We start from the raw sequence: 20,349 nt of genomic DNA on the forward strand, positions 1-20,349 counted from the left end.
TCCAACGCTATTAAACCGATAAAGGAGAATTAGGTTAATGTCCCTTACTTACGGAACCGAAGGAAGCCTCCGCGTTGGTCAACAAGCTCCCGATTTCACAGCAACGGCTGTGGTAGATCAGGAATTTAAGACAATTAAACTTTCCGATTATCGCGGGAAGTATGTCGTCCTGTTTTTCTACCCACTAGACTTTACCTTTGTTTGTCCTACTGAAATCACAGCATTTAGCGATCGCTACGAAGAATTCAAAAAAATCAATACTGAAGTCCTTGGGGCTTCTGTTGACAGTGAATTCTCGCACCTCGCCTGGATTCAAACAGATCGTAAGTCTGGTGGCGTCGGCGACCTGAATTATCCTCTAGTCTCCGACATCAAGAAAGAGATTAGCGCCGCTTACAACGTTCTTGACCCAGCAGCAGGCATTGCCTTGCGTGGTCTGTTCATCATCGATAAAGATGGTATCATACAGCACGCCACTATTAACAATCTAGCTTTTGGTCGCAGCGTTGATGAAACCCTGCGGACATTACAAGCAATTCAGTATGTTCAGTCTCACCCAGACGAAGTTTGCCCAGCCGGTTGGCAACCTGGTGACAAGACAATGAATCCTGACCCAGTGAAGTCTAAAGTCTACTTCTCTGCTGTCTAAATTTAGCTAGCAAACTCTAATCCATCCTGCTGGAGTTGAGAGCAAAATAAATGAGAACCACAGATAAATAGAGATACACATTAAACAGTGTCAACCTCCGTTTCTATCTGTGGTTTTCTCATAAAATGGTATTTAAATAATCATCATGATTAATTATTTCTATACCTCACCCATAGAGGAACCGCTATATCCAATAACTCTTTGCCAATCTAAAATCCATAATACTATTAAGTAAAGTGGTGTAAATAATTCAAGGTTTGTAGTAGGGACTTTAGTCCTCTTATGAGGGCTGAAGCCCTCACTACGAACTGATATCAATATTTTTTACATTACTTAATCTAGTTTGATTTATTGCCACCGACTTACTTATGCTTACTTCAACTGATTTTCGTGGCTTATTAAATGAGCGATTCTTCCGCAATTTATTACCAGTTCCAGCTAGCAATAAACTAAGGTTGGCAGTAGGAACACCAGATTTTCAACTGCCAGATATTACCAACGGAAGATTAGTAAAATTGTCTGATTATAAAGGCAAACAACCCGTGTTAATTGCCTTTACTCGCATTTTCACCGAAAAGCAATATTGTCCCTTTTGTTTTCCTCACATCAAAGCTTTAAATGAAAATTACGAGCAATTCAAGAATCGCGGTATAGAAGTTTTAATGATTACTAGTACCGATGAAAGGCAGAGCCAAATAGTTGTGAGAGATTTAAAGTTACAAATGCCATTGTTGAGTGACCCAAGTTGTAGAATATTTCGTACCTATCAAGTAGGACAAGCACTGGGAGCGCCTTTACCAGCCCAGTTTGTATTAGATAAAGAAGGGAAACTCCGCTACTGGCATTTATTTTCTTTTTTGGATCACAATGCTAGTGTTGAGACATTATTAGAACAATTCAATTGAGTACTAAGATGTAAAATTAGCAATGTCCCCCCTACTTATGAAGCTGTGAGATTTTCTCATGCTGACACTTTTCCACGCGCCGATTTCTCCTAACTCGCGTCGCGTCTGGATTACTCTACTGGAAAAAGGACTTGAGTTTGAATTGGTAGAGGTAAAATTGGACGGGGAACAGTTTAAACCAGATTTTTTAGCAATTAGCCCCTTCCATCACATTCCGGCTTTAGTAGATGACGGCTTTAATGTAGTTGAATCTTTAGCAATTTTGGACTATTTAGAGGCAAAATATCCGACACCTGCGCTGCTGCCTAAAGATGCCAAAGATTTAGCGATCGCACGTATGGTACAACTGGTAACTGTAAATGAGCTTTTGCCAGCAACCATAACCTTTCTACCTCAGTATCTCGGCTTGCCTGGAGGAGATCCAGAAAAAATGCAGAAGGCGCAGCAGAAAATTGCCAAAGTGCTGAAATATTTTGAAAATTTATTAGACGATCGCCCTTACTTTGCTAGTGAAAATCTGACTCTTGCGGAAGTTGTGGCTGGAACCGTAGTCAATGCGCTACCAAATACAGGCATATCTTTGAGTGAATATCCAAAATTAAATGCTTGGTGCGATCGCTTGATAGCACGTCCATCCTGGCAAGCTACGCAAGCAACCCCAGAGACAATAGAAGCTTTTAAATCTGTGGTAGCGGCGAGAATGGCGCAGCAGAATCCAAGGTAAATTCATCAGCACCCCATTAGAGACGCGAGGCTTCACGTCTCTACAATCCAAAAGAATATATTCAAAGCCTGACTTGGTTCAAATGACTACGGGGATTGTAAGTACGTATAGCTCGGATTTTTTCATAATATTCCCGCTCTTGTTGGCTCAGGTCTTTTGGTGGAACGATCGCCACTTTCACCAACTGATCGCCGCGTCCACCCTTGGCAAGAGGCCAACCTTTGTTACGTAAACGCAGAGATTGACCAGAACGCACTCCTGCTGGTAGTTTGACATTAACTGAACCATCAGGAGTGGGTACATCAATGGATGCTCCCAGAGTCGCTTCATCTGGTGTGATTGCCACTTCGCACACCAAGTTATCGCCTTCCATTTGGAAGAACGAGTGTGGTTGAAGTTCAACTTTTAAGTATAAATCCCCGCGTTGTTGAGTCATGGGGTTGATTTGACCTTTGCCCCGCACCCGTAAGCGAGTACCAGTTTTAGCCCCAGATGGGATACGGACATCTATTGTTTCGTTGCCTAAACTAAAGCGCTTTTGCACACCATTAAATGCTTCCGCAAAAGTGAGAGTGATTGCAGCTTCACTATCTTGGGCAGTACCTGCACCTGCATCTTGAAACCCAAAATCGTTAAAACCGCCAAAACCACTTGGCGCACCTGTAGAAGTGCGGTAAGAGTAACTTTGTTGCCTACCGCGAGGAGGGGTAGCACCACCAAAGCGTCCTAGCAATTCATTGATAAACTCATCAAAATTGCCGTATTGGCTGAAGTCAAAGTTACCCATATCAGCACCGACACCGCCAGATGGGAAACCTTCACCAGCTTGTTTCCAATATTGACCGAATTGGTCGTACTTTTTGCGTTTATCTGGATCTGACACAACTTCGTAGGCTTCGCTAACTTCTTTGAAGCGTGCCTCTGCCTGTTTGTTGTTTGGGTTGACATCAGGGTGATATTTGCGAGCTAGTTTACGAAAGGCTTGTTTAATTTCGTCTGGACTGGCAGTCTTACTAACTCCCAAAATAGCGTAATAGTCTTTGAAGTCGGTTGCAGCCATCTACCAGCCTCCTATAGAATTTCCCGTTATGTTTTTTTTTAGATGAGAGATGTTTAATTTGCCTGGTATAGCGCCAAACAAAATGAATCTGATTTTAAATTAACAAAAAATATAGAAAATCAAGTGTGGTTCTCGCTCACCGAGCGATCGCAATTTCCGTACTCCGATTTTTCTGATAAGCGGATCAGGTTGTCTAGTCCTTCTTCCAGGCTGGGGGGAGCATCCCGCAGTTGACGGTGCATCCGCAAAATGACTTCTTCTGGAACCTGGCGCGATCGCCTTTTATTTCGTGCCAAACACAGCCAAACTGGCGTATCCGCCCAAATCCCCCTAATGTCAGTAAAACCCAAGTCACGGGCTAAAGCAATGACTTCACGACGATGGCGGCGCTGGGCATTGGTGGCATCGAAAATAGCTATATTAGTTGTGGAAATAGCTTGCTGAAATTGCCGCTCAATTTCGCGCCAAATCAGCAACCACGGCCCCTGAACGACTTGGGAACCAAACAATTGCCCCCGGATGGCATCTGTAGAAATCAGCACCATTTGGGGGCATTCTGCCAGTAATTGTTTTGCCAAAGTTGACTTACCGCTACCTGGAAGACCAATCAACAAAATTAGTTTAGTCATTAGTCCTTTGTCCTTTGTCCTTTGTTATTTGTAACTATTAACCAATGACTAATGACTAATGACCAATGACCAATGACTAATGACTAAATGATGGTTCCATCGGGAATTACAGCATTTTTCAGCACGACAACGATACCACTACGGATGTAGAAACCTTGACTTTCGCGGTCAGCTTCTTGCACGTTATCTTTATTGATGATTTTGACATCGTGACCGATACTGGCGTTTTTATCAATGATCGCACCGCGAATAATCGAGTCAGTACCAATACCTACAGGAATGTCACCTTTTTCTACGTTACATTGGCGTTCTACAAAAGCTTGATAAAAATCTGCACCCATGAGTAGGGACTCTTCGATGACACAACCAGATTCAATTCGCGATCGCACTCCTAACACTGAATGTTGAATGCGGCAATTTTTCAAAATACAACCTTCGCCGATAATTGATTCTGTAACCTGGCATTCTAAAAGTTTACTTGGAGGCAAGTAGCGAGCGCGGGTATAAATTGGTGCGTGTTCATCGTAGAAACTAAAGGGTGGCTGAGGCTGCTGAGTTAGGGCTAAATTCGCATGATAAAATGCTTCAATTGTTCCAATATCTTCCCAGTAGTCATCAAAAAGGTAAGCTTGAACGTTGTAATCTTTAGAGGCATCAGGAATAATTTCTTTGCCGAAATCAGTCCTTTCTGTACCTTCTCTCAACAACTTGAACAAAACCTCTTTTTTAAAGACATAAATCCCCATTGAAGCGATGTAAGGCTGTTGCTGGGCTTGTTCTTTTGATAATCCCAGTACACTTGTATCAACTTGCATTTGGTGTAACGCTTCACCTTTGGGTTTTTCGCTAAAATCGATTACCCTACCAGAATCGTCAATTTTCATCAAGCCAAAATCTGAGGCGCGACGCTCATCGATGGGGATGACTGAGAGAGTAATATCAGCCCCCGTTTCCTTATGGCGCTGGATAAACTGGCGATAATCCATGCGGTAGAGGTGATCGCCTGAGAGAATTAGATATTCTTCTACATCCCATTCTTCCATTAACCACAGGTACTGACGTACAGCATCGGCTGTACCTTGGAACCAGTTGGGGTTTTCTGGTGTTTGTTGTGCAGCGAGAACTTCTACAAACCCTTCATTGAAGCCAGTAAAGTTATAGGTACGGGCGATGTGACGATTCAGGGAAGCTGAGTTGAATTGTGTCAGGACGTAGATTTTGAATATTTCGGAATTTATGCAGTTACTAACAGGGATATCGATTAAGCGATACTTCCCCGCCACTGGTACTGCTGGTTTAGCGCGGAGTTTGGTTAGTGGGTAAAGCCGAGTACCCGCGCCACCACCAAGAATGATTGATAATACTTTCTTCACAAAATTTCTCCTGACTGCCTTTCAACTCTCACTCTCAGTTTAGGACTGTCTGCCACCACAGGTAAGGGGGATCGTCTGATTCTTTGGGATGAATTTTACAGAATCTTACTGGTGATGGATAGTGAGACTGATAAGGAGAAAATATAGAACATTTGTATTAATTGGGATGAAGAAGGGGGTGCGATCGCTAGACTACTCTGACAAACTGTCAACTTTCAAAGATTATAACACTGAACCTTAAATTAATTGAACCTCTAGCGATCGCTTCCCAACTTTTGCTTACATTTGCGTATTTACCTTTATGAGAAGGATTCTCACTTTCTATAGGGGCGCTATTTGTATCAGTCTTCTGAACTATTACCTTTATCTTAACTATCACCCTTAGTAGAAGAACTTGTACTCCCTATAAAACTATGGCTAGTAGTAACAGGTGGTGGACTCACATGACTTTAGTGACCAGGATTATTGCCTCCTTTGTCAGGGCTGTCTACAGGGTCGTTTTTTACTATGTGTTCTGAACTACTATCACCTTCAGTATGAGGATTATTGCTTTCCTCAATATCGTTGCTGGGTTTGGCTACTTTTATTGGAGCAAATTGAGTTTTTTCAGAGGTTGTATCATTGAGCAATTTATCTTTATTCACTTTTAATTTCTCCTTACAGTTAATTACTAGGGTATTGGTGAGTTGTAATCGTTAGAGGATGTTTTAAAAAAGTCTTTTGCTCTCATAAGGAGCACTGCAAAGCATCTTAATACATGACTTAAACCTTGATTTTTCGTCAGAGTTAACCTAAGTCTTTACTGCAAAACTATACTTTCCAGGACTTTTAAAACATTTTCTTACAATTATAAGCTGAAAATTTCTCTTATTAATTCTTGAAATATTAATATTATTTATGACATATTTGTTTGATATCTTGATATCGCTTATGACTATTTTGATTATTATTTAAATAATCAGCAACCCAAGTACAACCTCTCTTGATTAAATCAGAATTGCTACCTGTAGTATTATTTACCTTTTTTTCTAAAAAATCTAAACTCCATATCTTGATAGTTTTATCAGCACTAGCAGTAGCAATTTCTTTGCTATCAGGACTAAAGCTTAAATCAAAAATTTCGTTTGTATGCCGTTCTAAAGTAGCTATTTTATTCCCATTGTTAGCTTGCCAAATATTTATTGTTCCATCTGGATTTGCAGTAGCAAAAATTTTATAATTTGGGCTGAACTTTCCTATGTTAGATTTATCTGCTTTATCAGTAAAAGGTTTTGGTTGGATTTTTTGTGGATCGGTTTCAAACTTCCAAATTATAATAGTTCTATCTTCACTTGTAGAAATAATGGTTTTATTATCACGCCCAAAAGTCACATATCTTACTGCCGCAGTATGCCCTTTGCCACTAAGATTAGTAATCCAAGTACCATCTTTATTCCAAATCTCAATTCCATAATCAGCAGCAGAGGCAATTAACTGACCATTAGGACTAAATTCTGCATACCATATTGTCCTGTTATGTCCATAAAGAGTGATAGGTTTTATCTCTTTTTTTAGATTAACATTTACTATGTTCCAAAGTTTTATTGTTCCATCATCGCTAGCAGAGATAACAGTATTACTATCGGGACTAAAATTTACAGAATTGACTCCTTTTTTGTGACCTTTAAGAGTCCTAACATAAGTACCGTCTTTCTTCCAAAGCTTGATTGTTTTATCAGCACTTGCAGAGGCTATATACTCACCATTAGGACTAAAATTTACACTATAGACTGCATCATCATGTGTCATTGGCTCAGAAGTTTGCACTGGAGTTCCATCAAGTTTCCAAAGTCTTAAAGTTTTGTCTGCACTTGCAGAAACAATCAATGGATCTTTCGGACTATAACTTATACTGTAAACAGTTTTTGTATGTCCCTCTAAGCGATTGCGCTCTTTCACTGAGTCAATTACTACTTTCAGTTGATTGAGTGTTTGAGAATTGTCTCCACCTAAGTGCTGCAACTCCTTGAGTGCTTGGACACTTGCAATCATTGCCTCAAGCTGATTTCCTGTATCAAAAAGTAGCTTAGGTGTTGAAATTAAAGCTCCAGAAGCGATCGCATCCCCTTGTTTCTTCTCTACTGTCTTTTGTTGTAGCAGTAATCCCAATCCCAGAGATAAGACTATAAGTGTTGCAGAAGCGATCGCAAATCTAGTTCTTTGTGATTCCGCTTTGGCTTTGGCTTCTGCTTCGTGTTGGAGTTTTTTTGCTTGCTCTAATTCTGCTCGATTTTGCCGATCGCGTCTCTCCAAACTCTTGTGTAAAAATTCTGCTTCTAATAGCGTAAGTCTTGGCTGAGTCTTATTCACCCACTCAGAAATTACAGCCAAGTTTGCACCAGCCAACAGTGCATCATCCGATTTATTAAATCTTTGTACCCATTCCTGGCAATCTTCCTCTAAAGAACGACTGAGACGAATATTCTCTAGATTTTCAGCAATCCAAGTATTTAATAATTTCCACTCAGATAAAAGTGCTTCATGAGCAACTTCTACAGTATCTCGATCTGTGATAATTAAACGTTGTTGAGAACCTGCCAGTAATCCTACAACCCGTTGTAATTGTTGGGGAGAATCTGCAATTACTTCTAATCTTTCCCAGCTAGCACGCCGCCGCGTCACTTCTCCAGCTTCACCTAACTGCACCAATTCCATAAATAAGCAACGCGCAAAGGCTTGATCTACATCTGTTAAACTTTGATACAAAATTGTCGCTCGTTTGTCTAAAGCTCCTTTAACTCCACCAATTTCCTCATAGCCTTCATGAGTTAAAAGTGGTTTTGGCGATTCAGGTTCTTCAATACAAACTCGCCACAATTCTTTAAGCGCATATTGTAGTATGGGTAATGCACCTGGACGGTTGATTACATGAGCAAAAATTTGTGAAACTAAACCATGCTCAAATGTTACACCATGCAATTTTGCTGGTTTTTCAATTGCTTCTTCTAACTCAGCAAAAGACATTATTGGCACGATGAATGATGTCGGAGGGAAACTATTAATGAGAGTAATAATTTCTACATAGTCAGCACATTTGTTTAAAAAATCACCGCGAATAGTCAAAATTATGCGTGTTTGTCTCTCAGCCGTCTTAACTTCCTGTACTATTAAGCGAATAAAAGCTTTGCGTTCCTCATCGTCTTGGCAAAGGGTAAATATTTCTTCAAATTGATCGATAAACAATAATTGGGGTTGATTTTGCTGCTGTTGTCGATTCAAAATATCAACAAGTTTACCTAAAGGATACTCTCCTGGTGTAAAAGATGCGATCGCCCATTGACTGCTTCCAGGAAGGCGATCGCCTTTCAGTTGCGGTAACAAACCCGCTTTTACTAAGGAAGATTTACCACTACCTGAATAGCCAATTACAGCCAAAAATCGACTCTCTGCTAAACGCAAAATTAGTGTCCGAACTGCTTCATCTCGTCCACAAAAGTATTGCGCTTGTTCTGATTCAAAAGCATAAAGTCCCCGATAAGGATTTTCCTGATTGAAAGCAACTTTTTCGCCTGTGGGAATATCTAATTGAGGATAAGTCACTAAAGTAATCGAACGTCCCCAACCCATGCGAATCGGCTCCTGTACGGAACCTTTCAATTCGTTGCTGACAAAATCAAACAAGCGATCGCCACTAATTCGCCTACTCTTACCTACATTGTCAACCGCCAATCCTTTAACAACTGCACCTGTGAAAATACTATATTCTTCATTTTTAATTACTCCCGCACGTTCAAAGCCACGACAAGCTGTAATTAAGTAATAATCCTTTTGCGAACTGAAAGCGTTCAGACTTCTTTCTATTAACTGTCTTTCTAAAAAATAGCCGCTATGACAGCAATCGAGTAGCATCACTAAACTACTCAATTGCGACTCTTGAATTAAATCGTTGAGGCTATCCAGAGAAATACCATATTTTTGTTCAACATTTTCGTTTTCTTTAAATTCAATCTGACAATCTGAACTTGCCAAATATCCCTTTTGTTGCCCTAAATTGTCAGAAATAGTAAAACCGTGTCCGCTAAAATAAATCAGCGCTTCATTATTAGCAGCTTGCTCTAGTAAAAAAGTTTTTAAATCTTGCCCAAGTTGATCGCCGATAACTTTTTGCGCTGCCATTTCATAGCCATTTTTCTCTTTATTCCAGCGCTGAGGTAGTCTTTTGACAGACTGGAAATCACCATATTGTTCTAGGAGTTGCGCGATCGCCTCTGCATCATTTGTAGTCTTCGACAAACGCGGTAATGATGGGCTGACATACTCGGCGATGCCAATAACAAGCGCGTATCGTGCCATTTAACACACCTTATGTTGGTAAATGCGGGATAATCTTGACAGACACAATCAATGGCTGTGTTACTAGAAACAATACCATCTGTTATTTTTCTGCAAGCAAGCTGAAATTTATTCAGATACGTTACAAAACTTTAATTGAGGTAGCTTATGTCAGAAGTACAGCAATTATTTTTCCAAGCAGACGGGGAGATTGAGCAGATTGAGATTAACGTCACAGCTACCGAAATAACTTCGGAAATTGAGGAGGATGACGATGGCATAGAATACAAAGATGTCCGAACAGATGCGATCGCTCGGATGCAACAAGCTCGCCAAATGATTCGCTCTTATACTATTTATGCTCTTAGTGCTTTTAAAGACTTCAATACTGCGGATATTGAGGAGGTAAGTCTTAAATTTGGCATTAAACTGGGTGGTAAAGCAGGTATTCCTTACATTACCGAAGGCTCTGCTGAAAGTAATCTGGAAATTCAAGTGAAGTGTAAGTTTCCAGAAAAACCAAAACCTGATTCACAGTAACATTAAACGCCCAACTTACCTATATTGATTCTCTTATTAAGCAAACGTAACTGCTGCGATCGCTTCAAATACTTCACCCAAGGTTGCTCTGATAACTGTGAAATGGCATTTGGTGAAAGTGTTGCTGTGAAAATATCTTTGCCACTGGTAACACCACTAACGCCTAAACTTTCTAAAACAGCAGTTGCAGCCGAGTCTAAAATTGGTTCAGTATGGATAAAAACCGCCAAACTAGTTTCTTCTGAATCTTGAACATCACTTAGCGCTGTCGCCAGAGCGGCATCTAGTTTCTGATAATTCATCAGCAACTCCTTGGTAAACAGGGTAGGCAAAAATTGCCTAGCCTAACTTATCAAATTTATAAGTTGTTGTTACCTACCCTTGTACAGAAATAATATCCATTTTTCTCAGTCTAATTACAGATTAGCTGCGTTAATCACTCCATAACCCCATTTCTCATCAAATGTGCCTGCGGGTTTTCTGGGAATAGTACTATTTTTACGTAGCAAGTCTTTTACAGCCGCCGGATCGAGTTGAGGATCTCGTTGTAATAGCAGTGCCACTAATCCACTAACAAACGGTGTCGCCATACTCGTACCAGCCTGAACCACAAACTTGGAATTGATCATCGATGAGCGGTCAAAATTTGCATCGGCGGAAAGAGTGGAAATAATCATTGCTCCAGGTGCTGCTACATCCGGCTTGTGTCCATCATTGCGTAGAGGCCCTTCACTACTGAATTCCGAAATAGTATGTAATTCTAAGCCCATTTCTCGCACTTGGTTATCAATATCTATGTACGTGGCTTTAGTAGTATAAGAAGCAACTGTAATTGCAGAGCTGGCGGCTCCCGGCGAACCAATTTTTAACGTATCTTTGACACTTTTACCAGTGAAAAACACTGATGAACTGTCATCTAGCGTCCACACATCTAAACGGGTGTCAGTTGAAGAAGCATTGCGGACTCGCAGTTGCCAAATACCTCCCATTACTGGCGAGGGATCAAGACCGCGTATTTGCACAAAGAAATTATGGTCGCCGTTGGCTTTATCTGGCGCTGGTGTCGCTAATTGCACCCGTGCATCTGGTAACTGATAATCTTGGGCGGCATTACCGTCAGTAATTATTTTTTGAAAGGGTGTGACAAAACCGTTAGGACTCCGCACAGATACTTCTAATTCGCTATCTTTGGAATACCAAGCATTTAACCAAACTATGCCTACTTGATTCAAAGGAACATTAAAGCGCATACCACGAGTGCGTCCACTGGGTATTGTCGCTTGTCCATGAATGTTATCGTTTCCTTCGTTACCCGCAGCGCAGCAAACAATTCTTCCAGGGCCAGTTTCGGCATCGATCACTTTTGATAAAGAATCACTACCATCATGGGCATCAGCGTGCCCACCCAAGCTAAGATTTACCACTGCTGGGCGTCCCAACTCTTTAGCAACTCGGAAAATGTAACGCACACCATCAGCAATGTGGGCATCCTGTAAATCTGATCTGACGATAACTAATTCCGCTTCTGGTGCTATACCGCCATAGCTAGCATCCGCGCCGGCAGCAATTCCCGCAACGTGAGTACCATGACCGCCAGTATCCTGAGAAATTGTCAGTTGCGCTCCCGTCAATTCAGCCCCATAGCCGCCTTCCGTGACTCCTGGCCCTGGCAGTGTTTGATCCCAAATGTGTAAAATTCGTCCAGCAAAAGCAGGGTGTTTCGGATCGATGCCACTGTCTATAATGCCGATAATTACTCCTTTACCAGTCAGTCCGGTTCGGTTCTTGAACTCCGGTAGTTTGACTGTTTCCATTGCAGTGTCCATCCTCAAATGAAGTTTGCGTGATGGCTTAATCCGGTGAATCACATCTTCTTCAGATAAAACATCTAAACTCTCTATCGGTAAGAAAGCCGTCCGCACACTCCCAGAGTTTTGATTGACTTCAATATTATATTGTGATAAATAACTTAAGTCTGCATCAGGATCGCAGTAGATAAAAACGACGCTCTTAGTGGGTTTAACCGGGCTTTTGTGGGCAATAATACCAAGCGATCGCTTGTGTGTAACTAAAGCTTTATCTCCTTCATTTTGATAGTCTTGAAATGCCAAAAGTAGTCCGGGAGAAAGTTTTTCGTGTCTCATTTTTACCTCAAATTCAATCTATTTGCTGTCAACGAAGTAGTGATTCTGGCAGAATGAGTCGCTTTAGTATTAACGCAGACTATGTAGTTTTTTAGCCTTAATTATTTGATGCGACTATAGTTATCTACTCTTTTCATAGATAACATCAAATAAGCTTAGAATGCGGTAATTTCTTCCTAAGACAATTGCTAATTCATAACTTATATTCCTGAATTACATTTCCCTCATCGTGATTTTATGTGGTTCATGAGACATCTTTGATCAGTCGCATCTAAGAATTACCTAAGACTGGAGTAACAGGTAATTTTGATGAAGCTATAAAACTAATCCATTGTCTGCTTAAATGATTACGGACAAAGTAAAGAAAAGAAAATTAAGAATAATTAAGTAATAAATTTCTTAAAAAAAGAATTCAGGAGCAGAATGAGCTACGCCCCGCCGCGCTAACAGGAATCAGAATGCAGTCAATGGCGAGTTGATCTTGTTGATCTGTTAAAAACTAAAACAAATTATAGTCAAAATAGTCAAGACTGATAACATTTGCGTATAAAACAGCATGAAAAAGGCTAAATCACTAATGAATACTGAGAAATCACAGATTCTCTATCATAAGTAAGAGCCATAAAGAAGCTAATATTTGCAACGATCGCTTCTGAACATACAAAAAGTTATTCATGCAAATTCAAACACCAGACTGGGTGAAGCACGCTGTTTTCTACCAAATCTTCCCAGATCGCTTTGCCAGAAGCAAACAGCCACGCAAACGGTTATTGCAAGAGGCCCGTTGGGAAGATTGGGATTCTATGCCAACCCTCCAGGGCTATAAAGGCGGCGATTTATGGGGCATCATGGAGGGTTTAGACTACATTCAGAATTTGGGAATTAACGCAATTTACTTCACACCCATTTTTCAATCCGCCAGTAATCATCGCTATCATACCCACGATTATTACCAAGTTGACCCGATGTTAGGGGGCAACGAAGCTTTTAAAGAATTACTTGATGCAGCCCATCAACGGAATATCAAAGTTGTTCTGGATGGAGTATTTAACCATTCTAGCCGGGGCTTTTTCTTTTTCCACGACGTTTTAGAAAATGGTCCCCATTCGCCTTGGGTAAATTGGTTCAAAATAGAAGGCTGGCCCCTTTCAGCTTACAATGGCGAGTTTCCTGCCAACTACGTAGGTTGGGCGGGAAATCGTGCTTTGCCAGAATTTAACCACGATAATCCAGAAGTACGAGAATACATTATGGAAATTGCCGAATATTGGATTAAATTCGGCATCGACGGTTGGCGATTGGATGTACCATTTGAAATAAAAACTCCTGGTTTTTGGCAGGAATTTCGCGATCGCGTCAAAGCCATCAATCCCGAAGCTTATATTGTGGGCGAAATCTGGGGAGATTCCCGCGAGTGGTTGGATGGAACGCAATTTGACGGCGTGATGAATTATTTATTTGCCGGGCCGACAATTGCTTTTGCCGCAGGCGATCGCGTAGTCTTAGAACAAGTCCAAAGCCGCGACTATCAACCTTATCCACCCTTATTTGCCGCCGAGTACGCCACCAAAATCCAAGAAGTACTGCAACTTTACCCTTGGGAAATTCAGCTAACTCAACTCAATTTGCTTGCAAGTCACGATACAGCCCGATTGATGACCATTGCAGGCGGCGATCTAGCCAGTATAGAATTGTCAACTCTACTGTTACTCACCTTTCCCGGTGCGCCCAGCATCTACTATGGTGATGAAGTTGGTTTACCCGGTGCTATAGATCCCGACTCACGTCGTGGTTTTCCTTTAGAGAGTAACTGGAATCAAGAAATTTTTAATACTCACCGCCAGTTAATTGCTCTCCGCCACGCTTACCCAGCCTTGCGTACAGGTGATTATCAAGTTTTCTTTGCTCAAGGACAACTTTATATCTTTGCGCGAACTTTGGGGACAGAAGAATTAATAATTGTCATCAACGCTGGCACAAGTTCGGCAACAGCGAATGCAGATATCGCTACTTTGCGTACTCAACCCAACAAGCTTTTATATGGCACTGCTGAAGTTGAGTGGAATAGTAAAGGAGATCAGCAGTTGTCATTGACTATTCCCGCACGCAGTGGGTGCATTCTGGGGACTGGGGGCTAGGAACTGGGGATTGGGGGACAAGGGGCAGGGTAGCAGGGTAGCAGGGGAGCAGGGGAGCAAGAAAGAAGTTGCAGTAAGTCTTTCCCCTCTGCCCTTCTGCCCCTGTGCCCCTCTGCCCTTACTTCCCCGCCACCATTGCAGGCATCAACACTGCATCAATAATATGGATCACGCCATTGTCTGCCAGAATATCTGTTTTCAGGACATTGGCGTTATTTACCTTAAATTTACCGTCGGCAGATTCAATCGCTACAATTGACCCCTCAAGCGTCTCTGCCTCATTAATCTGTACCAAATCATCAGACCTGACATCTCCACTAGCGATATGATACGCCACAATTTTCTGGAGTTTAGGAATATCTTGTAATAACAAATCTAAAGTTCCCTCTGGCAGATTAGCAAAAGCTTCGTCAGTCGGTGCAAAAAGCGTGAAAGAACCAGGACTTTTCAAAGTTTCGATGAAATTTACAGCTTTAGCAGCTTTTATTAGGGTATTGAAATTACCTGCTGCGATCGCAGTTTCCACAAGGTCAGCCATGAGGTGCGTTACTTAATACTACAAGTTACTTATAAAGTGACTAAAATATCTTAGCCTCTATCAATAGAGAGGTTGCTGGCGATTAAACAGACAGCAGCAGACTGATTTACTACTGTTACACTGGAGAATGACCCCAAGAACCACTGATTATGCTAAAGCGTTCTAAGTTCGAGACAACTCAGTCTCAGATTATGCACCGTGCTGAGGATCTGATTAGTGCAGCCTCAAATCGTTACCGCATTACGGTTCAGGTGGCAAATCGTGCTAAACGTCGGCGTTACGAAGACTTTGAAAGTAACGAAGATGTGATGATGAAGCCAGTGCTAAGGGCAATTATCGAAATGTCCGATGAATTGACTCAGCCAGAAATTATCGGCGAACTATAAAAATAGTTCTGAGTTGAGAGTGCTCAGTACTGAGTAAAAATGCAGTCTAATAGCACTCTCATTTCCAAATATCGTTCTATGAAAAAGAAAAAACTTCTACCTAGATCAATCTTCTCAAAACTCGGAACTCAGCACTTACCACTACTGCTTACCTTAACGGTAGTGGGTATAATTATTTTGTCTTCAGGGGCAGATAAGTTAATCCAGAGAAATTTATTTAGTATCCAACCTGCTTCTGCTCAGAGAATCACTCCTAGTGATGTTTGGCAGATAGTATATCAGCAGTTGCCAAATTTCCCACGGGAAAATAAGTATATCAGCAAAGAAAACGGGAAAGTTGCCGAAAACAACACCTTAGCAAATCGCCTAATTAGATATCACATTTATACCAAAGGGCGGGCCCCAATTTATCGCTTGGATTGGAAGCTAACTTTAGCTGATTACTTGGGTGCAAACGAAATTATGTATGATACTACCTATCCAGGGAATGATTCATTACGGGAAAATCCCATAGAAGGCGATCGCAAAGCCATAACCCGTCTTACCCGTAGCCAGCGAAATGCCCTAGTGCAAGTCTTAGTCAATATATTTAATCCAACTTCCCAAAATACCCTATCCCCTAACCCCAACACTACACCCAGTCCAACTACATCAACTACCCCACAACCACCACAACGAGGAGGTGCAGAACTACTAAAATGACCAAACCCAAAGTCAAAATTACTTCTTTGCGTCCCTCTGCGTTACACCCCTGCGTACCTCTGCGTTTAAAAAACTAAACTATGGAACGCGTTGTCAAAACCGGCTTAGGTTGGCGTATTGGCTGGAACCCCGATGCAGATGAATTTAAAGGTTTAGTGGGTACAGATGATTGGGCAATTGAGTTAACCGAAACCGAGTTGAATGATTTTTGCCGTCTCTTAGCACAGCTAGCAGACACCATAAAGCAACTCGCAACAGAATTGATGGAAGAAGAAAAAATTACTTGTGAAGCTGAAAGCGATTTATTATGGATGGAGATAGAAGGCTATCCTCATGCTTACAGTCTGCGCTTCATCTTGAATACAGGGCGATGTGTAGAAGGTAAATGGAATGCTTCTGCTGTTCCAGATTTACTGCAAGCTACAGGGATGTTTAAGGTTTTTTAAACTTGTCTCTTGATTATCCAATAGTTTTGCTATATAATAGTAATTCTGACCGGGGCGTAGCGCAGCTTGGTAGCGCGCCACTTTGGGGTAGTGGAGGTCGTGGGTTCGAATCCCGCCGCTCCGATTGATGATAAGCCATGCCTGCTAGTCTTTTTAAAAAGACTAGCAGGTTTTTTCATGGCACTGACTATTAACCTTCTATCGGTGCAAAATTACAGCTATTTTCAGGTAAATGAACCACAAATAGACCTCTCTCGTTACGAGGCTACGGTGTACACACATCTTGGTAATGAAGCCTAAACCCTGGATTGACCCCCATAGACCAATACAGTTCAGTTAAGCTTTTCTCTCCCCCTGCTCCCGAAGCCTCACCTGCTCAAGAACAGCCTGCCTTAACAGATAAATTTGCTTAACCCAAGCGTATTGCCCCATAGACTTGGCTACGGATTACGATGTACTTTATTCTATTTCTTCCTTGCAAATCGGTATATTTTCATATAAGGCCAACTAGCCTCATTCTGCAAGTTATATAAATCACTCATTTCTGTTTTAAAAACATCTTTGAGTTTCCAATAAAATTCGCGATTAATTATCACAAAAACTGTATTTGCATTTTGGGTTATTGTGTTAACTTTTTCTGCCAAATTTTTACCATTTATTGTTTTTAAAACATATTCCGGTGCATAGAAAGTCGAGGAATCCCCATAATATTTGAATAATCTAGGCTGTCCATATAACAATACAGATTTTGCAGATTGATCTCGATGTTGTGAAATGTAACGAACAGCCGAACGGTAGTCATCTTTTGCATAGGCTGGATTTCCATAATATTGAAAATTTGAATAAACATTCATAATTACCAAAAAAACAGTAGTTAATTTGGCAATTTGAAGCATTCTATCAAGTTTATTCGGCTGCGGATATTTATGTAAAAACGCTGATGGAATTAAAATGACAACTGGAATACATAGATAAAAAGAGTGGCGCGGTAGCCAATTAATTTTAGTAGCCAAAGCAAACAAAAAAGCTAGTAAAAATGATGTGACTAAAAGGGATGCAAAGAAATAATTAGCCTGTTGATATATTTTTCTCTGGTCTTGCCTCAATAAGCTTTTTACTAAAGCTATAAAAATTACAGTAATGACAATAAATAATATTAAAAAATGGGGCCAGTAACCAAGTATAATACTTATCTTTTCTTCCCCCCTTAATTGCTCCAGTGGCGGTCCATAGGATGTACCAACTAATATACCGTAGATCACAAACATAATGTTTTGAATTATGGGTAATCCAGCACGAGTAACTATAGTAGCCGTCGGATCAGATACAGCAGGTGAAGACAAGTAGAACAAAACCATTGGAGAAGAAAAAATTACCGACGGTATCCACCATTTAATCCATTCTTTGAAGTTTCTATAAACAATAATATGAGAAAAACTAAGGGCTAAACTAAAGATTATTATCAAAATACTGCCAAAACTTCCTATAGCAGTCAAAATCCCAAAAAGCACTTGTGAAATAATCTTATTGCTCTTATCTTCTTGAATTGAATGACTAAAGAAATATATCTGAAGTGAGGCTAAAAATATGAGTAATGCGTAAGGTCTGGCATCTTGGCTGTAGAACACGCTGAAAGAACTAACTGCTAATAGCAAGGACGACCATAAAGCATGTTTTTTTCCATAAATACGTAGGGTAGTAAAGAATATGGCAATTACTGAGCCAACTCCCAGCAAAGCTGAGAGCGATCGAATGGCAAATTCATTATCTCCAAAAGCCGAACGCCAATAGAACAAAAGCAAATAATAAAGCGGTTGGTATTTGTCACCAGCTTCATTATTTATAATTTTAGAGAGATTTTCTTGAAAGGTTGAACCATCAGATAAAATTAGACTCCAGCCTTCATCGTACCAAAGACTTTGATTTGGCAACAAATAGAAACGTAAAAATATGCTAATTATGATAATAATAATGAAACTAAAATAGTATTTTGGCTGTCTCATATCAATCTCCAAAGCACTAATACACAAGATATGCAACTTTCTAAGCACGAAAATTCTACCCTATAGTTGAGTTAGAGATTATAGTTACCATCTCTATGGTGGAGTAGGAAGAATTTTATCTATGAAAGACCTTATCACAAAAAGGAGTATTTTGTTGTATGGATGATCTAGTCACTACAGTAAACCTTTAATCTCATATCAGTTTCAAAACTTATCATTTTAACGCCCAGAGTTGTCTAAGTGCCTACTTCCTGCATTGGTGTAGCTCGCCTTGATATGTTAGCGAAGCAAAAAAGTCACTTTTCAAGATAGGTATTAGAATTTGTGGAGACACGGAAAGATTTTAATAATCATTGATTAGCCGGACTTAATATAAAATCTCTAGCAGATGAGTAGGTAGATTAGCATGAGTGAAACTACAGAAACGATTTTCAGCAAAATAATTAGTCGGGAAATTCCCGCTGATATTGTTTATGAGGATAATTTGACCCTAGCATTCAAAGACATTCATCCCCAAGCGCCCGTTCACATCCTCGTCATTCCCAAAAAACCCATTACTACACTAGCTGATGCTGAATCTGAGGATCATGCTCTGTTGGGACATCTTTTGTTAACCACCAAACGTGTTGCAGAAGTTGCTGGACTGAAAAATGGTTATCGAGTGGTCATCAATACTGGTGATGACGGCGGTCAAACAGTCCATCACTTACATTTGCATATTTTGGGAGGACGGCAGTTGGACTGGCCTCCTGGTTAATCAAATCAAAGAATTGTGTCTCTAGAAGCGAATCAACACTGATGAATCGTGAAACCAATGAATTAGCTACTTGTTACTGCTGTGCCTCTAACTGCTCCTACTATCAATAGTTAATTCTGAAGTTTAACTAAATCAAAAAGCGCCCTCCCCATCTGGGAGAGCGCTTTTTAGTATCAACGATCATAGCGCTTAATTATGGCAGCGCGTTCTTAGTTGAGTGTGCGGTAGTGTAAAAATAACTCACTTCCAACCTGACGAGTTTCAACTAGTTGGAGATGAGGAGCAGCTTTGGGAACAAAACCTTCTCCCTCCACTGGGCTAGGGGCGTGCTTTCCTCCATAAATGACCGGCCAAATGGTCAGCCACCAATCGTCAATTCGCCCTGCTTGCACTAGAGCGGCGGTTAAAGAGCCGCCTCCCAAAGCAACGACTTTGTGAATACCCCGTTCTGCCATTAAGGTGTAGGCCCGATCCCAGTTTAAACTTGTATCTCCCAAATCAATTAATTCAGCGAGTTTTTGCAGCGTTGTTGCATCAGAACTGCGCTCCAAACCAGCCCGTGTTGTAAATATCCATCGCTCAATATCCTGGCTTAAAAAAGGCAAGTCCAGCGATAGGTCAAGGGAACCTGAGACAACGCAAGTTATGGGCTGGGGAGGCTGACCCCGAACCTCACGTGCTGCCAACAGTTCGGGATTGCGAATTGTAAAGGTTTCTCCCTCAGCCCTAATTGTCCCTGCTCCTACCAGAACAAGATCAGCAAGGGAAACTTGATATTCCAAGTGTGCTTGATCATCTGGATCAGAATCACGGGGTGCTTTAGGATCTACGGCGCTAATCTTTCCATCGGCCGTCATGGCAAGAACTACAGTTGTTTGAATAGCTGACATGATTACGTTTTGACAATTCTTTATAATTTTACCTTTTTGAATTCTTTGCCATTGGCGCATCGAAAATCCACTGCATTGGTTGAGAGATGTGACATCCAAAGAAGACTTTCCACTACGGTGTGGTGACAAGGTTAAGAAATTTATTGAGTGTTTT

20 protein-coding genes and 1 tRNA gene are annotated in these 20,349 nt (G+C 40.9%); 11 read left to right on the forward strand and 10 right to left on the reverse strand.

The genetic code is table 11. The features are described 5' to 3' along the window. The first annotated feature begins 37 nt into the window (after positions 1–37). The 3 genes from RMX98_RS03845 (at position 38) to RMX98_RS03855 (ending at position 2,278) form a co-directional block, all read left to right on the forward strand. Positions 38–649, forward strand: coding sequence for a peroxiredoxin (locus tag RMX98_RS03845; RefSeq protein ID WP_069068387.1), 612 nt, complete (start codon positions 38–40; stop codon positions 647–649). Positions 650–1,017: 368 nt separating this feature from the next. Then, positions 1,018–1,554, forward strand: coding sequence for a peroxiredoxin family protein (locus tag RMX98_RS03850; protein WP_322681462.1), 537 nt, complete (start codon positions 1,018–1,020; stop codon positions 1,552–1,554). A gap of 58 nt (positions 1,555–1,612) precedes the next feature. Continuing rightward, positions 1,613–2,278 carry a glutathione S-transferase family protein gene (locus tag RMX98_RS03855; protein ID WP_322681461.1) on the forward strand — a complete coding sequence of 222 codons (666 nt, stop codon included), beginning with the start codon at positions 1,613–1,615 and terminating at the stop codon, positions 2,276–2,278. Between the two features lie 61 nt (positions 2,279–2,339). On the opposite strand, the gene RMX98_RS03860 is transcribed toward RMX98_RS03855, so the two are convergent. The 5 genes from RMX98_RS03860 to RMX98_RS03880 form a co-directional block, all read right to left on the reverse strand. Beyond that, positions 2,340–3,338 carry a DnaJ C-terminal domain-containing protein gene (locus RMX98_RS03860; protein WP_322681460.1) on the reverse strand — a complete coding sequence of 333 codons (999 nt, stop codon included), beginning with the start codon at positions 3,336–3,338 and terminating at the stop codon, positions 2,340–2,342. Between the two features lie 119 nt (positions 3,339–3,457). Next, positions 3,458–3,967 carry an AAA family ATPase gene (locus RMX98_RS03865; protein WP_322681459.1) on the reverse strand — a complete coding sequence of 170 codons (510 nt, stop codon included), beginning with the start codon at positions 3,965–3,967 and terminating at the stop codon, positions 3,458–3,460. A gap of 83 nt (positions 3,968–4,050) precedes the next feature. Next, the gene (locus tag RMX98_RS03870) at positions 4,051–5,340 is read right to left on the reverse strand and encodes a glucose-1-phosphate adenylyltransferase (RefSeq protein WP_322681458.1); all 1,290 of its coding nucleotides are present in this window, start codon (positions 5,338–5,340) and stop codon (positions 4,051–4,053) included. A 449-nt stretch (positions 5,341–5,789) separates the two neighbouring features. Next, complete coding sequence (locus RMX98_RS03875; protein ID WP_322681457.1) at positions 5,790–5,984, reverse strand: hypothetical protein; 195 nt, start codon at positions 5,982–5,984, stop codon at positions 5,790–5,792. 247 nt (positions 5,985–6,231) lie between these two features. Next, on the reverse strand, positions 6,232–9,672 hold the full coding sequence (locus RMX98_RS03880; protein WP_322681456.1) for a caspase family protein: 3,441 nt from the start codon (positions 9,670–9,672) through the stop codon (positions 6,232–6,234). A gap of 147 nt (positions 9,673–9,819) precedes the next feature. Between RMX98_RS03880 and RMX98_RS03885 the strand changes: the two genes are divergently transcribed. Further along, the gene (locus tag RMX98_RS03885) at positions 9,820–10,191 is read left to right on the forward strand and encodes a CU044_2847 family protein (RefSeq protein WP_322681455.1); all 372 of its coding nucleotides are present in this window, start codon (positions 9,820–9,822) and stop codon (positions 10,189–10,191) included. A 2-nt stretch (positions 10,192–10,193) separates the two neighbouring features. Here RMX98_RS03885 and RMX98_RS03890 read toward each other — a convergent pair whose 3' ends face one another. Continuing rightward, positions 10,194–10,493: a hypothetical protein gene (locus tag RMX98_RS03890; protein WP_322681454.1), complete on the reverse strand. Its 300-nt coding sequence runs from the start codon at positions 10,491–10,493 to the stop codon at positions 10,194–10,196. Between the two features lie 114 nt (positions 10,494–10,607). Next, entirely contained in the window at positions 10,608–12,335 is a 1,728-nt protein-coding gene (locus RMX98_RS03895; RefSeq protein ID WP_322681453.1) for a S8 family peptidase, read from the reverse strand. Between the two features lie 674 nt (positions 12,336–13,009). Between RMX98_RS03895 and RMX98_RS03900 the strand changes: the two genes are divergently transcribed. Beyond that, positions 13,010–14,473, forward strand: coding sequence for a glycoside hydrolase family 13 protein (locus tag RMX98_RS03900; protein ID WP_322681452.1), 1,464 nt, complete (start codon positions 13,010–13,012; stop codon positions 14,471–14,473). Positions 14,474–14,591: 118 nt separating this feature from the next. Here the strand turns inward: RMX98_RS03900 and RMX98_RS03905 are convergent, their stop codons facing one another. Next, positions 14,592–15,011: a fasciclin domain-containing protein gene (locus tag RMX98_RS03905; RefSeq protein ID WP_322681451.1), complete on the reverse strand. Its 420-nt coding sequence runs from the start codon at positions 15,009–15,011 to the stop codon at positions 14,592–14,594. 149 nt (positions 15,012–15,160) lie between these two features. Here RMX98_RS03905 and RMX98_RS03910 point away from each other — a divergent pair, with 149 nt between their 5' ends. From RMX98_RS03910 to RMX98_RS03930, 5 genes are all read left to right on the forward strand, one after another. Continuing rightward, positions 15,161–15,397 carry a DNA-directed RNA polymerase subunit omega gene (locus RMX98_RS03910; RefSeq protein ID WP_229550577.1) on the forward strand — a complete coding sequence of 79 codons (237 nt, stop codon included), beginning with the start codon at positions 15,161–15,163 and terminating at the stop codon, positions 15,395–15,397. A gap of 78 nt (positions 15,398–15,475) precedes the next feature. Then, positions 15,476–16,099 carry a hypothetical protein gene (locus RMX98_RS03915; RefSeq protein ID WP_322681450.1) on the forward strand — a complete coding sequence of 208 codons (624 nt, stop codon included), beginning with the start codon at positions 15,476–15,478 and terminating at the stop codon, positions 16,097–16,099. A gap of 80 nt (positions 16,100–16,179) precedes the next feature. Next, positions 16,180–16,545, forward strand: a complete 366-nt coding sequence (locus RMX98_RS03920; protein WP_322681449.1) for a DUF1818 family protein — start codon at positions 16,180–16,182, stop codon at positions 16,543–16,545. A 50-nt stretch (positions 16,546–16,595) separates the two neighbouring features. After that, positions 16,596–16,669 (forward strand) — tRNA-Pro (locus RMX98_RS03925). Positions 16,670–16,722: 53 nt separating this feature from the next. Next, a complete protein-coding gene (locus RMX98_RS03930; RefSeq protein ID WP_409881059.1) occupies positions 16,723–16,845 on the forward strand; it encodes a hypothetical protein in 123 nt (40 codons plus the stop codon). Positions 16,846–17,009: 164 nt separating this feature from the next. Here RMX98_RS03930 and RMX98_RS03935 read toward each other — a convergent pair whose 3' ends face one another. Further along, positions 17,010–18,548 (reverse strand): glycosyltransferase family 39 protein, encoded by a 1,539-nt coding sequence (locus RMX98_RS03935; protein WP_322681447.1) that lies wholly within the window; start codon positions 18,546–18,548, stop codon positions 17,010–17,012. Positions 18,549–18,954: 406 nt separating this feature from the next. On the opposite strand from RMX98_RS03935, the gene RMX98_RS03940 reads away from it, so the two are divergent. After that, on the forward strand, positions 18,955–19,305 hold the full coding sequence (locus RMX98_RS03940; RefSeq protein WP_322681446.1) for a histidine triad nucleotide-binding protein: 351 nt from the start codon (positions 18,955–18,957) through the stop codon (positions 19,303–19,305). A gap of 209 nt (positions 19,306–19,514) precedes the next feature. On the opposite strand, the gene RMX98_RS03945 is transcribed toward RMX98_RS03940, so the two are convergent. Then, positions 19,515–20,195, reverse strand: a complete 681-nt coding sequence (locus tag RMX98_RS03945) for a RibD family protein (RefSeq protein ID WP_322681445.1) — start codon at positions 20,193–20,195, stop codon at positions 19,515–19,517. Positions 20,196–20,349 lie beyond the last annotated feature (154 nt).

It is taken from the genome of Nostoc sp. DedQUE02, assembly GCF_034531035.1.
GTDB lineage: Bacteria > Cyanobacteriota > Cyanobacteriia > Cyanobacteriales > Nostocaceae > Nostoc.

Coding starts and splice junctions, on each gene's coding strand:
- RMX98_RS03940 (WP_322681446.1), top strand. CDS start 18,955: ATGAGTGAAACTACAGAAACGATTTTCAGCAAAATAATTAGTCGGGAA.
- RMX98_RS03930 (WP_409881059.1), top strand. CDS start 16,723: ATGGCACTGACTATTAACCTTCTATCGGTGCAAAATTACAGCTATTTT.
- RMX98_RS03905 (WP_322681451.1), bottom strand. CDS start 15,011: ATGGCTGACCTTGTGGAAACTGCGATCGCAGCAGGTAATTTCAATACC.
- RMX98_RS03880 (WP_322681456.1), bottom strand. CDS start 9,672: ATGGCACGATACGCGCTTGTTATTGGCATCGCCGAGTATGTCAGCCCA.
- RMX98_RS03920 (WP_322681449.1), top strand. CDS start 16,180: ATGGAACGCGTTGTCAAAACCGGCTTAGGTTGGCGTATTGGCTGGAAC.
- RMX98_RS03935 (WP_322681447.1), bottom strand. CDS start 18,548: ATGAGACAGCCAAAATACTATTTTAGTTTCATTATTATTATCATAATT.
- RMX98_RS03865 (WP_322681459.1), bottom strand. CDS start 3,967: ATGACTAAACTAATTTTGTTGATTGGTCTTCCAGGTAGCGGTAAGTCA.
- RMX98_RS03845 (WP_069068387.1), top strand. CDS start 38: ATGTCCCTTACTTACGGAACCGAAGGAAGCCTCCGCGTTGGTCAACAA.
- RMX98_RS03885 (WP_322681455.1), top strand. CDS start 9,820: ATGTCAGAAGTACAGCAATTATTTTTCCAAGCAGACGGGGAGATTGAG.
- RMX98_RS03915 (WP_322681450.1), top strand. CDS start 15,476: ATGAAAAAGAAAAAACTTCTACCTAGATCAATCTTCTCAAAACTCGGA.
- RMX98_RS03850 (WP_322681462.1), top strand. CDS start 1,018: ATGCTTACTTCAACTGATTTTCGTGGCTTATTAAATGAGCGATTCTTC.
- RMX98_RS03895 (WP_322681453.1), bottom strand. CDS start 12,335: ATGAGACACGAAAAACTTTCTCCCGGACTACTTTTGGCATTTCAAGAC.
- RMX98_RS03900 (WP_322681452.1), top strand. CDS start 13,010: ATGCAAATTCAAACACCAGACTGGGTGAAGCACGCTGTTTTCTACCAA.
- RMX98_RS03910 (WP_229550577.1), top strand. CDS start 15,161: ATGCTAAAGCGTTCTAAGTTCGAGACAACTCAGTCTCAGATTATGCAC.
- RMX98_RS03860 (WP_322681460.1), bottom strand. CDS start 3,338: ATGGCTGCAACCGACTTCAAAGACTATTACGCTATTTTGGGAGTTAGT.
- RMX98_RS03945 (WP_322681445.1), bottom strand. CDS start 20,195: ATGTCAGCTATTCAAACAACTGTAGTTCTTGCCATGACGGCCGATGGA.
- RMX98_RS03890 (WP_322681454.1), bottom strand. CDS start 10,493: ATGAATTATCAGAAACTAGATGCCGCTCTGGCGACAGCGCTAAGTGAT.
- RMX98_RS03855 (WP_322681461.1), top strand. CDS start 1,613: ATGCTGACACTTTTCCACGCGCCGATTTCTCCTAACTCGCGTCGCGTC.